Source organism: Collinsella sp. An271 (genome assembly GCF_002159695.1).
In the GTDB taxonomy this organism is placed as follows: Bacteria; Actinomycetota; Coriobacteriia; order Coriobacteriales; family Coriobacteriaceae; genus Collinsella; species Collinsella ihumii.
In genome coordinates, this window is record NZ_NFJE01000002.1 from 53,814 (window position 1) to 66,491 (window position 12,678).

Sequence of the window (12,678 nt, forward strand, 5' to 3'; positions counted from 1 at the left end):
CGCACCGCGATCGCACGCAAGGTTACAAGCGCCTCGCCACGCGGATCTTGGCAGACCGGGCCCGGGGGTTGCGTTCGACCTCCTCGGCCTGCGCAACCAGCGGTTTACGGGTGATGATCTCGACTACCGGCACGTGCCCGCACACGCACACCGGAATATCCGGCGGGCAGATGCAGCCCTGGCTATGCTCCTGGAACAGCCGCTTGACGATGCGGTCCTCGAGCGAATGGTACGAGATGACGCAGATGCGCCCTCCCGGATTCGCCCATCTGACCGCAGCCTCGAGGCCGCGCTCGAGCACATCGAGCTCATGGTTGACCTCAATGCGGATCGCCTGGAAGCTCTTGCGCGCGGGGTGCCCCCCGTGGCGCCGGGCCGCGGCGGGAATGCCCGCCTTGACCGCCTCCACCAGATCTCCCGTGGTCTTGAGAGGCGCGTCCGCCCTCCTGCGCACGATCTGGCGCGCGATCTGGCGGGCGTACTTCTCCTCCCCGTAGACGCGAAGAATCCGGGCGAGGTCTGCTTCGTTGTAGGTGTTCACGACCTCAGCTGCGTTTAAGGTGTTGTTACCCGGATCCATCCGCATATCGAGTGGGGCGTCCTCGTGGTACGAGAAGCCCCTGCCAGGGATATCGAGCTGCGGGCTCGAGACGCCCAGATCGAACAGGAAGCCGTCGACACCGGGCACCTGGGCCGAGCACAGAAGCTCGTCCAGATCCCCGAAGTTCCCTTTCAGGAGCTTGCGGGGCACGCCCGGCGCCTCGCAGTCGAGGCGCTCGTGCGCCGCGGCCAGCGCCATGTCGTCCTGATCGATGCCGAGGAGCAGGCCCGTCGCACCGACCTCAGCGGCCAGCTTGACCGAGTGACCGGCCCCTCCGAGGGTGCAGTCGCACACGACCTCCCCCTCGTGCAAGGCGAGCTGCTCGAGCACTTCGTTGAGCATGACAGGTTCATGCCGATATTCGTATGTCAACGATCCCGTCTCCATGTTCGTGTTCTCCTCCGGACCGCTTCCCTAATCGAAGAAGTTCGCCAGCACGTTCTTGACCGCGGCCTGACGCGCCTCGTGCTTTGCACGGTCCCAGATCACCAGGCGGTCGCCGTTGCCGACGATCGTGACCTCGCGATCGAGACCGGCCTGAGCGCGATACGGCTCAGGAAGGCTGATGCGGGCGGCCGAATCGATATCGAGTGTAGCCGCCTGACCGTTCAGCGCCTCCCTGACCATGCGATGCTCTCCGTTCGTGGGGTCGTAACCGCCCTTTGCGCGGAACACATCGTCAAGCCAGGCCTTGAACGTGTCCTCGGTGAACACGTACAGGGCGTCGAGCTCCTTTTCAGGAGCGGGCAGCACGCGCACCTGCTCGTCGAACTGCTTGCGGAAGGCTGGCGGTAGAGACAGACGGCCCTTTGCATCGAGGTTTCGATCATAGGTACCGGTGAGATACACCGCCGCACCCCCTTAGGCAATTCGTGGGCTTGTGCGGGAGCCACCCCGCTGTCGACGTCTTCAATCTTATGGACTTTTGAACCCTTTCGCAACACTTTTTCCCACTTTCTCCCCCACCGGCTCCCACCAACCCACCCGACCTTGTTGAGAGGTTTCAGGACGCCACCGCCCCGACCACTACATCTTGTGTTTTGAGCACGAAAAGCCACCACCCCTCGCCGAAGGGGCGGTAAAGCATAACGTTCAAGCTGAGGTTGAACCGATTTTTCCGGCGGGGCGAAGTTGTGACGAAATCGAGAATCCGCAGGTCAGCGCGGTGGGAGAAAAAGTAGGCCTCTGACCAGCTGTTTTGCTGCTGCGGTCCGCGCTTTTGCAGCGATGTGCGCGCCCGCGGGACACCGGTGGGAGGAAGTGGGAACGCCGGTGGGAGGAAGTGGGGGCGCCGTGGGGGCGCCGACGCTGCGGTCGATGCGCGCCCCAGGACGGTCCCTCGGGTGCATCCCCCGCGCCGGGTCGGCCCCGTCGACCCGTTCATTGTCGAGCAACGACGACAGCCGACCCGCTCATTCATGAATGAAGAGGGGTGTCAGAAAATCGAATCCTGGGCAAACGCCGAAACGGGCCCCGTTCATTCATGAATGAACGGGTTTTGGCCCAAGGCGAGCCGGTCGATTCGGTTTCTGCGGATATGCCGGATGCGCCCGCCCCCCATGGCGAGCGCACCCTCATGCGCGCGGATGGGCCGCCAGGTAGACCTCGCGCAGCTGGGTGCGGTCGACATGGGTGTAGACCTGCGTCGTCGAGATGCTCGCATGGCCCAAGATCTCCTGGAGCACGCGCAGGTCGGCTCCCCCGGCGAGCATATGGGTGGCGAACGAGTGCCGCAATATGTGGGGATGGAGGCCCTCGATCCCCACCGTCCTTCCCGCGCGCTCCACGATCGTGTGCACCGACTGGCGCGAGATGCGGCCGCCGCGCGCGTTGAGGAACACCGCCGCCGAGACGCCGCTGCGCGCATGGGCGGCAAGCGAGCGGCGCGCGTCGGCGAGATAGGAGCGCAGGGCGCTTTCGGCCGTGCCGGAGATCGGCACGAGCCGCTCCTTGGAGCCCTTGCCCGTCACGCGCAGAAACTCGTCATCGAGATACAGGTCGCCCACGTCCAGCCCCGTGAGCTCGCTGACGCGCACCCCGCATCCGTAGAGCACCTCGAGGATCGCGTGGTCGCGCACGCCGGCATCGGTCTGGGGAAACGGCTGGTCGAGCAGGGCCGTCGCCTGCTCGATGGTCAGATATTCCGGCAGGCGGTCGTCTTTGCGCGCATAGCGCACGCCGGCGGTGGGATGCGTCTCGCTCATGCCCTCGCGCATCAGGAACCGATGCATCCCCTTGACCGCCGACAGCGTGCGATTGATCGACGACGAGGCGTAGCCCGCCTCGCGCCGCGCAGCGATGAAATCCTCGATGTCGCGGCGCGCGACGACATCGACATCGTCGATGCCGCGCTCGGACAGATAGGACACGTACGCATTGAGGTCGCGGCGGTAGGCGTCGAGCGTGTTGCGGGAGAGCCCGCGCTCGACGGCGAGATGCCCGAGGTATTCGTCGCGGCAGCGCTCGAGCGGGGTCCGCGGCGCGGGCGATGCGCCCTCGCGTCCCCGCCGCGGCCCGCGCGGCGCATGCGTCCGTCCGTCCATAGCGCCCGCCGCCCTACTGCTCGACCGGGTTGGTGGGGTTCACCTCGGTGCGGCTGACCCCCTCATGCTGCGCGACCGATGCGCGCACGAACTCACGGAACAGCGGCTGCGGCTTGGTGGGACGGCTCTTGAACTCGGGGTGCGCCTGCGTCGCCACGAACCACGGGTGGACGTCGCGCGGCAGCTCGATCATCTCGACCAGGCTCTCGTCGGGGCTCACCCCGGAGATGACCAGGCCGGCGTGCTCAAGCTGGTCGCGGTAGGCGTTGTTGAACTCAAAGCGATGGCGATGGCGCTCGTAGACGAGCTCCTCGCCGTACGCCTCGCGCGCGAGCGAATCGGCGGCGAGCTTGCACGGATAGGCGCCCAGGCGCATCGTGCCGCCCTTCTCGGTCACGTCCTCCTGGGAATCCATGAGGTCGATGACCGAGTGCGGGCCATCCGGATCGAACTCCGACGAGCTGGCCTCCGCCAGGTCGGCGACGTTGCGGGCGAACTCGCAGACCGCCACCTGCATGCCGAGGCAAATGCCCAGATACGGAATCTTGTGCTCGCGGGCGTAGCGCGCGGCGCAGATCTTGCCGTCGAACGCGCGCTTGCCGAAACCGCCGGGGACGAGGATGCCCGAAGCATCGCCGAGCATCTCGTCGACATTGGTCTCGTCCAGGCTCTCGCCGTCGACGAGCTGGACGTCCACATGGCGGTCGAAGAAGATGCCCGCGTGGTGAAGGGCCTCGATGACCGACAGGTACGCGTCGGGCAGCTGCGTGTACTTGCCCACCACGGCGATCTTCACCTTATCGGCGTGCTGGTTGGCATGGTCCTGCTTGGACAGGAAGCCGTACCAGTCCTCCATGTGGCGCTCGCGCGGGTCGAGCCCCAGGCGCTCGCAGACGCGTAGGTCGAAGTCCTGGTCCGCCAACAGGCGCGGCACGTCGTAGATCGAGGCGCAGTCCTCGTTGGTGAACACGCAGTCGTCGTCGACGTCGCAGAAGCTCGCGATCTTGGTGCGGATGGCGTTGTCGATCTCGTGGTCGCTGCGCAAAACGATGATGTCGGGCTGGATGCCGAAGCTGCGGAGCTCCTTGACGGAGTGCTGCGTGGGCTTGGTCTTGACCTCGTGGGCGGCGGCGATGTAGGGAACGAGGCTCACGTGGATGTAGCAGACGTTCTCGGGCCCGACGTCTTTGCGGTACTGACGGATGGCCTCGACGAACGGCTGGCTCTCGATATCGCCGATCGTGCCTCCGAGCTCGGTGATGACCACGTCGGCGCCCGTCTGCTCCTCGATGCGGCGGAACTTATCCTTGATGGCGTTCGTGACGTGCGGGATCACCTGCACGGTGCCGCCCAAGAAGTCGCCGCGGCGCTCGCGGTGGATCAGGCTCTGGTAGATGGCGCCCGTGGTGAAGTTGGAGTTGCGCGTGAGGTTCTCGTCGATGAAGCGCTCGTAGTGGCCGAGGTCGAGATCCGACTCGTAGCCGTCTTCGGTCACGAAGACCTCGCCGTGCTGGAACGGGCTCATCGTGCCCGGGTCGACGTTGAGATACGGATCGGCCTTCTGCATGGTGACCTTGTAGCCGCGGCTCTTGAGCAGGCGGCCGAGCGACGCGGCGGTGATGCCCTTGCCGAGCGAGGAGACCACGCCGCCGGTGACGAAGATGTGTTTTGCCATTGTTTTGTACCTGAGCTTTCCCGTCGAAGTCCTGTTGTCTTCACGGGTCTTTATCGTAGCACCGGGCAGAGGGCCCGGCGGCACAAGTCGATGATTTCATTCATTCGAAATCTCGGGGCACTCACGACGCCAATGGGTGACGAGGCGAGCACGATCGTACCCCCTCCCTTATTATGTGGTGCATGCGCACGAATGCATGCCCCGCGCGACACCAACAGCATGCCGTACGCACCCGAATCGCCCTTCATCCGAAGGGCAAACGTCAACCCGGAACCGACCAGGCCATGTAGAGGAGAACCATATGAAACTTCGCACCCCGTTTGCAGCGCTCGCCATCACGGCAGGACTCATCGGCGCGCTTGCGGCGCCGATGCCCGCCTTCGCCGACGAGCTCGAAGACGCCCAGCAGACCGTCACAGAGGAGACCCAGATTGTCGAGGAGGCAACCGAGCAAGTCGAGCTCATGGTGGAAGATCCCACCAACCAGCAGGCGACCGAGGCGGCATCCCGCGCGCTCAGCGTGACCCCGTCCCCATTCGACTCGCTCCTGAACTCCGGGCAAAACGCCCAGCTCATCTTCGCCCAGCTCCAGATGCAGCTCGCCCAGCAGAACAAGCAGCAGGCGATGGAGAAGGTCGAGGCGATCCGCGAGCAGCAGGATAAGAGCAGGGCCTGCACGGAGTTGATCAACGGGCTGAGAGCCCTCAAAAACAGTTATCCGTCCTCGGTCTCGGAACTTGTAGCGCTCGCCGGCTACCTCAAGCAGCTCAACGAGCTTTCGAACTCCGGCGGCACGCTATCGAATCAGCTCAAGAACGATCTGAAGTCCCACGGCGTCACCAAAACGGATGATGTCGCGTCCGCTGCCGAGGCGACCAAGGCCCGCCAAGATGAAATCGCCGCCTCGATCGGCGTGACGCTTACCGAGGAGCAGCGCACGAGCGTCACCTCGGCCAGCTTCAAGGGCATCAGGATCCCCCAGAGCATCTCCGAGCTCGCCTCGCAGGCAGAATATGAGTTCTCCGCGCCCAAAAACGCCGCCGACGGCTACACCGAAGAGGAGATCGACCAAATCATCGCCGATATCGAGGCGATGCAAGAAAACCTCGGCACCGACATCCAGCAGCAGATGGAATTCACCCAGGATTACATGGGTCAGTACAACAGCTACGTGCAGGGAGCGGCGAGCGCGGTCGCCGATGCCCAGGAGGCGCAGGCCTCTGCCTCCCGCGGGACCATCGACGAGGCGGACCAGATCCTGGCCGTGCAGTCGGAGCTCGTCTCCTTCATCTCGGAGCGCGCCGACAAGATCGAGGAGCTTAAGGGTGAGCTCGAGAACCTCGACCCCGCAAGCGCCGATGCCCAGAACGTCAACGACCAGATCGACGCCGCGCTCGACGAGCTCGCCATGGGCTGCGAGGCACTCCAGCAGGCTCAGCAGGGCGCCACGGGAACCGTCTCGGGCGGGTCCGGAGACAGCTTCGGCATGATCGCTGTCGGTGCCGGCGCGGGCGCGCTGGTCGGCGGCGGCGCGATCTATGCCCTCATGCGCCGGCGTGCATCGCAGGCCGAGCAGAAGGCGTAGCCGCATGCAGACCCTCATCGGGGCTGCGGCCCTCATCTCGACGATCTTCGGCCTGGTCCAGGGCACGAAGCGCGGCATCCCGCTGTTCTTCCGCATCGTGACCTACGGGTTTGCCTGCTACGCCATGGGAACGCTCTACGACATCCTGCGGACGGCCCTGGTGAGCTCGGGCGCGCTGCCCGCGCTCGCCTTGAAGCAGCTGTCCGCCGCAGACCCCGGCGCCGTCATGCCACTCGTCACCGGGCAGGCGGGCTTCTCCATCGGGCTCATCGGGTACGCCGGCGCCTTCTTCTTCCTGTTCTCCTCCTACGTGGGCGCGCTCGACACCCTGGCGGACGGGCGCGAGCCAAAGCTTCGCCCCTACCGGCTGGGCGCGCTGGCCGCGCCCGTGCTCATCGTGCTTGAAGGTGCACTCCTTCTGCCCGGAGCCCGCGATGCCATGGCGCCCATGGCGCTGGCGCTCATCCCGGTGGCGGGAACCTCCTACTTTGCCGCCAAGCACCTCGTGCTGCCCGATATCGAGATGGGCATCATCCGGGTCATGCGCCCCTACAACGCCTGCGTGCTGGCGATCTGCATCCTGCAGCCCGTCGTCCTGCTCGCGGCGGCAGGCGGCATCATGCACGCAGCCGCCTGCTTGACAACCGCAGCAGCGGTCCTGGCGGCGCTGCCCCTCGCAAGAATTGGGGTGGCAAAATGGTTTCGATAGCCTTTATCTGCTTCGCGGTCCCGCTCGCCCTCATGCTGCCCATCCTGCAGGGACGCTCGCGCTGGCTTGTGACCTATCTGCTGGCAGGATCTTACATCGCTGTCTGCGCCGGCGCCGTGAACGGCATGATTCGGCAGGCGCTGGGCATCACGTCGCTCGAGCTGTCGCTCTCGGTGGCGCCCATCGTGGAGGAGATCTTGAAGGCACTCCCCGTGCTCATCTACGCCGCGGCCCGCAGCGACCGCCGCTCCGAGGTGCTCGCGCTCGCCTTCTCCTGCGGCGTGGGCTTTGCCATCACCGAGAACGCCTACCTTATGATGAGCGTGGGCGATAGCGCCGCCGTGAGCTGGGCGCTCACGCGCGGGCTCGCCACCAGCCTGGTGCACGGCCTGTGCACCGTCACCGTGGGTCTGGGCTTCACGTTCGTGCACAAGCAGAAAAAGCTCTTCTACACGGGCGCGTTCGGCCTGCTCGCCGCCGCCATCACCTATCATGCGACATTCAACCTGCTGGTGAGCGCCACCGACCCGTGGTATCTCGCGGGCCTGGCGCTGCCGCTTGCGACCTATGCCGCTGCGGGCGCCGCGTGGGCCGCCCATCGCAGACGCCGCTCGAAGGCGTGAGCCGCCCGAATCTCCATCCAGATGAGATGCGGCCCTCCGTCGCCGGCCCCGAACCGGGGTGGCAGACGGAGGGCCGCTTGCATCATGCCCTGTGAGGAACAGCCCATCGCCTCACCGTGCAAAATGAGACGTTTGACCCCGTCCCCACCGTATCATTTGTGGTAGATGCCGCTGCGCTCGTACTTGGGCTCGCAGCACACGTTGATGCCGAGCTTGCGCAGCAGCTCCTCGTCGGAGGCCGAGATGATGACGGAGAAAAACGCGTCGCAGCCGCGCAGCTTCTTCAGGCCCTCGAGCACGCGGGCGGCGACCTCGCTGGTCGCCGATGTGATGGACAGGGCGATCAGGGTCTCGTCCGGATGCAGGCGCGGGTTGACGCTGCCCAGGCGGTGCGTCTTCAGGCGCTGGATGGGCTCGATGGCGTCGTCGCTGATGACCTCGGTCTCCATGTCCACGCCGGTCACGGCCTTGAGCGCGTTCATGAGCAGCGAGCTCGCCGCGCCTAGGCGGGTGGAGGTCTTGCCAGTCACCACCGAGCCGTCGGGCATGACCATGGCGCCGGCAGGCGCGCCCGTGGTCTCCTCGCGCAGCAGCGCGGCGGAGCGCGCAGGCGAGTAGTCCTTCGTCACGCCGGCCTTCTTCATGATGTTGCGCAGGCGGTCCACCTGCTCGGCACCCGCACCGGTGCGCTTGACCTGCTCGGCCGCGTTGAAGTAACGGCGGACGATCTCCATCTTGGAGGCCTCGCGGCAGGCCTCGTCGTCCACGATGGCGTAGCCGGCCATGTTGACGCCCATGTCCGTGGGGCTCTGGTAGGGGCTCTCCCCCATGATCTTCTCCATGAGGGACTTGACCACGGGGAACGCCTCGACGTCGCGGTTGTAGTTGACCGTCGTCTTGCCGTAGGCCTCGAGGTGGAACGGGTCGATGATGTTGGAGTCGTCCAGGTCGACCGTCGCCGCCTCGTAGGCGATGTTGACGGGGTGGGACAGCGGGAGGTTCCAGATGGGGAACGTCTCGAACTTGGCGTAGCCGGCGTTCACGCCGCGCTTGTGCTCGTGATAGAGCTGCGACAGGCAGGTGGCGAGCTTGCCCGAACCGGGGCCGGGGGCCGTCACGACCACGAGCGGGCGCGAGGTCTCGATGTAGTCGTTCTTGCCGTACCCCTCGTCGGACACGACCAGGTCGATGTCGTGGGGATAGCCCTCGATGGGATAATGCAGGTAGCAGGTGATGCCCAGGTCCTCGAGGCGGCGGCGGAACAGGTCGGCCGTGGGCTGGCCCGCGTACTGCGTGAGCACGACGGAGCTCACCAGGAACCCGTAGCCGCGGAAGATATCGGTCAGGCGCAAGACGTCCTCGTCGTAGGTGATGCCCAGGTCGCTGCGCGCGCGGTTCTTCTCGATGTCGTTCGCGTTGATGGCGATGACGATCTCCACGTCGTCCGACAGGCTCTTGAGCATGCGGAACTTGCTGTCGGGTTCGAAGCCGGGAAGCACGCGGCTCGCGTGGTAGTCGTCGAAGAGCTTGCCGCCGAATTCCAGATACAGCTTGCCGCCGAACTGAGCGATGCGCTCCTTGATGTGTTCCGCTTGCAGGCTGATGTACTTCTCGTTATCGAATCCCTGGCGCATTGGGCGGGGCTCCTCTCAGACGTCTGCTTGTGTGGCTCGGCCCGGCGCCCGCTGGCGACAAGCCTGCCTAAGTATAGTCGAGACGCATGCCGCCGCCCGCCCGGCAGCGGAATCGGGCCGACAAAACACACGCCGTGCGCCGCGGCGCCCGCGTTTTGGCGGCGGCGCCGTGAGACGGGCGCGGCCGGCGGCCCCCTCAAGGGCGCCGAACGCATGGGCCCTCCGGATGAATCCGAAGGGCCCATGGGCAGTACCGGTCGGTTGTTTTCACCGCGCCCGTCGCGGGCGCGCGGGCGCTATTTCAGCGTCGCGTACATGACCGCCTTGATGGTGTGCATGCGGTTCTCGGCCTCGTCGAACACCTTGGACTGACGGGACTCGAACACCTCGTCGGTGACCTCCATCTCGGTGACGCCGAACTTGCTCGCGATATCGGCGCCGATGGTGGTGTTGGTGTCGTGGAAGCTCGGCAGGCAGTGCAAGAAGATCGCCGAGGGGTCCGCCAGCGCCATGAGCTGAGAGGTCACGCGATACGGCTCGAGCTGCTTGATGCGCTCGGCCCAGACCTCGTCGGGCTCGCCCATGGAGACCCACACGTCGGTGTAGATGACGTGCGCCCCGCGGCAGGCCGCCTCGGGGTCCTGCGTCAAGGTGATGGTGCACCCGTTCTCCGCGGCGATCGGCGTGCAGGCGTCGATCACGTCGGAGGCGGGCATGCACTCGACCGGACCGCAGGCGACGAAGTTCATGCCGAGCTTGGCGCAGACGACCATGAGGGAGCGGGCCACGTTGTTCTTCGCGTCGCCCATGAACACCAGGGTCTTGCCCTTGATGTCGTAGTTGAAGTTCTCCTGAACGGTCAGGATGTCGGCGAGCATCTGGGTGGGATGCCACTGGTCGGTCAGGCCGTTCCACACCGGCACGCCGGACTTGGCGGCCAGCTCCTCGACGTCGGCCTGATCGTAGCCGCGGAACTCGATGCCGTCGTACATGCGGCCGAGCACGCGCGCGGTGTCCTCGATGGACTCCTTCTTGCCCATCTGGGAACCGCTCGGGTCGAGATAGGTCACGCCCATGCCCAGATCCATCGCGCCCACCTCGAACGAGCAGCGGGTGCGCGTCGAGGTCTTCTGGAACAGCAGGACGATGTTTTTGCCCTCGAGATAGCGGTGCGGGGTGCCGGTGCGCTTGAGGTCCTTGAAGTTGCGTGCAAGCGCGAGCAGGTACTCGATCTCCTCGGTGGTGAAGTCGAGCAGCTTCAGAAAGCTGCGTCCGGAGAGGTTCACGCCCATGAAGGCTCCTTTCGGTCATGTTCCTGTGGCCGGTCCCCCGGCGCAATCATCCATGTAGTATGAGGTCCGCCTGTTTCGAAACGATAAACCGCGAGGCGGGCGAACCGAGAGCGCGGCGTCTCAGCCCGTCGGGAGGTCGTCGCGCCAGAAGGGCATGCTCATGCACCTCGGGCCGCCGCGGCCGCGCGACAGCTCGGCGGACGGGATCACCAGCAGGTCCATGCCCTCTTTGTACAGCACGTCGTTCGTCACGGTGTTGCGCGCGTAGACGCAGATCTTGCCCGGGGCCACCGCCAGCGTGTTGGAGGCGTCGCTCCACTGCTCGCGCGCCGCGGCGATGGGGTCCCCGCCGCCGCACGGGATGAGCTTCACCTGGTCGATGCCCAAAGCGCCCGCCAGGATGTGCTCGAGCGTGTCGTTGATCTCGCGGATGGAGACCTCCCCCGAGCGCACGGACGGCGTCAGCTCGAACACGCGCAGGGTCTCCATGATGGCCGGGTAGATCGTGAACTTGTCGACGTCGATCTGGGTGAAGACCGTGTCGAGGTGCATGAAGGCGCGCGAGTTGGGGATTTCGAACGCCAGGATGCGGTCGACCTTGGAATCGGAGTCCCAGAACATGTTCTGCGCCATGACGTCGATCGCGGCCGCCTGCGTGCGCTGCGAGATGCCCACGGCGATGGTGTGCTCGTTGATGTTCAGCACGTCGCCGCCCTCGGCATGGAACGAGGCGTCGCGGCGGAAGTACAGCGTCGTGTCCTTGTAGTCGGGATGGTACTTGAAGAGGTACTTGCCGTAGATGGTCTCGCGGTTGCGCGTGGCGGAGTACATGCGGTTGAGGTTCACGCCGTTGCCGATGACGGCGAACGGGTCGCGCGTGAAGTACAGGTTGGGCATCGGGTCGATGGCGAGGTTGGTCTCGCTCTCGACGCGCGACACCGCGTCGAGCGGCAGCGAGCGCACGAGCGGCAGGTCGATCTCGTCTTTGGTGAGGCCCGCCATGGTCTTCTTCACGAACTCGCGGTTGTCGGCGATGGCTCCCAGGCACTCGCGGATGGCGGCGGGCAGGATCTTGCCCTTGATGCCGGCCTCGGCGAGGTACTGGTCCAGGAACTCCTCGCGGGCGGAGGGCATGGCGTCGAACGCCTCGGCAACGAGGTCCTCGAGGTAGACGACCTCGACCCCCTGGTCGCGCAGGGTCTGGGCGAACGCGTCGTGCTCGGCCTGCGCGTCCTCCAGAAACGGGACGTCCTCGAACAGGAGCCTGTCGAGCTCGCTCGGCGGAAGATTGAGCAGCTCGTCGCCCGGCCTGTGCAAGCAGACACGCCGAAGCTGCCCGATCTCGTTCGGGACATGCAGACCTTTCGCCATCGACCTACCCTTTCCGTGCGGGCCGCCGCGCAGCCCAGCCGCGCCCGCGTGCGCAGGCGCCGGTTCTCCACTCACAATCTTTTCGATTATCTCACGTCTTTCCGAACGCGCCCAAACCTTGGATAAAACCCATATTACGCGAGCTGGGCTGGGCTGAACGGCGCGCGGACCCCGGGACCTGGGGTGGTCCTGGGGACCCGGCGCCGCACGGTGGGGAAACCGCACCGCAAAACCCCAGGATAGAGGGGGTTGCTATATCTTGAAAACGAATTTGGTATCAGATCGGCAAGTACGGGTTGGAAGCGGCCATATCTGACAAGCCTGTGACCTGCGGTTTCCTTGTCCGTGCTGCTCTGGTGGCCCCGAGAGGGCACCCAGATCCGCCCTAAAGAGGCCCTTATTGCCCGCGAATTGATACCAAATTCAAAATGAAGCGCCTGCGCACGTTGGTAAAAGGTTTTATCAACGTGCGGTTTCCCACCCGGGCGGATACAGCGCCCTCTACGCACGTTCCGGACCGAGCCTGAGAGGCCGCTTTCCGGCCGCCTTTGCGGCGAACACCCTGCAGCGGGCGCAAGGCGGACCGATCGGCGCCTCCCTGAACCGGTCCCCGACCGTTCGTGTAAGCATCCCGATAAGCTTTGC

10 protein-coding genes are annotated in these 12,678 nt (G+C 65.4%); 3 read left to right on the top strand and 7 right to left on the bottom strand.

All coding sequences use genetic code 11. The features are described 5' to 3' along the window. Nucleotides 1-22: 22 nt before the first annotated feature. From rsmH to B5F74_RS01880, 4 genes are all read right to left on the bottom strand, one after another. Entirely contained in the window at nucleotides 23-988 is a 966-nt protein-coding gene (gene rsmH, locus B5F74_RS01865; protein WP_087199557.1) for a 16S rRNA (cytosine(1402)-N(4))-methyltransferase RsmH, read from the bottom strand. A 27-nt stretch (nucleotides 989-1,015) separates the two neighbouring features. Beyond that, complete coding sequence (locus tag B5F74_RS01870) at nucleotides 1,016-1,450, bottom strand: hypothetical protein (protein WP_066833023.1); 435 nt, start codon at nucleotides 1,448-1,450, stop codon at nucleotides 1,016-1,018. A 725-nt stretch (nucleotides 1,451-2,175) separates the two neighbouring features. Then, a complete protein-coding gene (xerD, locus tag B5F74_RS01875; protein ID WP_087199559.1) occupies nucleotides 2,176-3,144 on the bottom strand; it encodes a site-specific tyrosine recombinase XerD in 969 nt (322 codons plus the stop codon). Between the two features lie 13 nt (nucleotides 3,145-3,157). Further along, complete coding sequence (locus B5F74_RS01880) at nucleotides 3,158-4,819, bottom strand: CTP synthase (protein WP_087199561.1); 1,662 nt, start codon at nucleotides 4,817-4,819, stop codon at nucleotides 3,158-3,160. 301 nt (nucleotides 4,820-5,120) lie between these two features. Here B5F74_RS01880 and B5F74_RS01885 point away from each other — a divergent pair, with 301 nt between their 5' ends. The 3 genes from B5F74_RS01885 to B5F74_RS01895 are packed head-to-tail and all read left to right on the top strand — an operon-like array spanning nucleotide 5,121 to nucleotide 7,736. Beyond that, entirely contained in the window at nucleotides 5,121-6,404 is a 1,284-nt protein-coding gene (locus B5F74_RS01885) for a hypothetical protein (RefSeq protein ID WP_087199563.1), read from the top strand. Between the two features lie 4 nt (nucleotides 6,405-6,408). Continuing rightward, complete coding sequence (locus tag B5F74_RS01890; RefSeq protein ID WP_087199565.1) at nucleotides 6,409-7,113, top strand: hypothetical protein; 705 nt, start codon at nucleotides 6,409-6,411, stop codon at nucleotides 7,111-7,113. Further along, entirely contained in the window at nucleotides 7,101-7,736 is a 636-nt protein-coding gene (locus B5F74_RS01895) for a PrsW family glutamic-type intramembrane protease (protein ID WP_087199568.1), read from the top strand. Before B5F74_RS01890 ends, B5F74_RS01895 begins: the two co-directional genes overlap by 13 nt. A gap of 152 nt (nucleotides 7,737-7,888) precedes the next feature. Here the strand turns inward: B5F74_RS01895 and B5F74_RS01900 are convergent, their stop codons facing one another. The 3 genes from B5F74_RS01900 to arcA form a co-directional block, all read right to left on the bottom strand. Further along, nucleotides 7,889-9,370, bottom strand: coding sequence for a DUF1846 domain-containing protein (locus tag B5F74_RS01900; protein WP_087199570.1), 1,482 nt, complete (start codon nucleotides 9,368-9,370; stop codon nucleotides 7,889-7,891). A 296-nt stretch (nucleotides 9,371-9,666) separates the two neighbouring features. Continuing rightward, nucleotides 9,667-10,662: an ornithine carbamoyltransferase gene (gene argF / locus B5F74_RS01905; RefSeq protein ID WP_066833057.1), complete on the bottom strand. Its 996-nt coding sequence runs from the start codon at nucleotides 10,660-10,662 to the stop codon at nucleotides 9,667-9,669. Between the two features lie 120 nt (nucleotides 10,663-10,782). Next, nucleotides 10,783-12,033: an arginine deiminase gene (arcA, locus tag B5F74_RS01910; protein ID WP_087199572.1), complete on the bottom strand. Its 1,251-nt coding sequence runs from the start codon at nucleotides 12,031-12,033 to the stop codon at nucleotides 10,783-10,785. Nucleotides 12,034-12,678: the final 645 nt, after the last annotated feature.

What these genes read in the sequence shown, in the direction of transcription:
- rsmH (WP_087199557.1), bottom strand. Translation starts at nt 988, where the DNA reads ATGGAGACGGGATCGTTGACATACGAATATCGGCATGAACCTGTCATG.
- xerD (WP_087199559.1), bottom strand. Translation starts at nt 3,144, where the DNA reads ATGGACGGACGGACGCATGCGCCGCGCGGGCCGCGGCGGGGACGCGAG.
- B5F74_RS01880 (WP_087199561.1), bottom strand. Translation starts at nt 4,819, where the DNA reads ATGGCAAAACACATCTTCGTCACCGGCGGCGTGGTCTCCTCGCTCGGC.
- B5F74_RS01885 (WP_087199563.1), top strand. Translation starts at nt 5,121, where the DNA reads ATGAAACTTCGCACCCCGTTTGCAGCGCTCGCCATCACGGCAGGACTC.
- B5F74_RS01890 (WP_087199565.1), top strand. Translation starts at nt 6,409, where the DNA reads ATGCAGACCCTCATCGGGGCTGCGGCCCTCATCTCGACGATCTTCGGC.
- B5F74_RS01895 (WP_087199568.1), top strand. Translation starts at nt 7,101, where the DNA reads ATGGTTTCGATAGCCTTTATCTGCTTCGCGGTCCCGCTCGCCCTCATG.
- B5F74_RS01900 (WP_087199570.1), bottom strand. Translation starts at nt 9,370, where the DNA reads ATGCGCCAGGGATTCGATAACGAGAAGTACATCAGCCTGCAAGCGGAA.
- argF (WP_066833057.1), bottom strand. Translation starts at nt 10,662, where the DNA reads ATGGGCGTGAACCTCTCCGGACGCAGCTTTCTGAAGCTGCTCGACTTC.
- arcA (WP_087199572.1), bottom strand. Translation starts at nt 12,033, where the DNA reads ATGGCGAAAGGTCTGCATGTCCCGAACGAGATCGGGCAGCTTCGGCGT.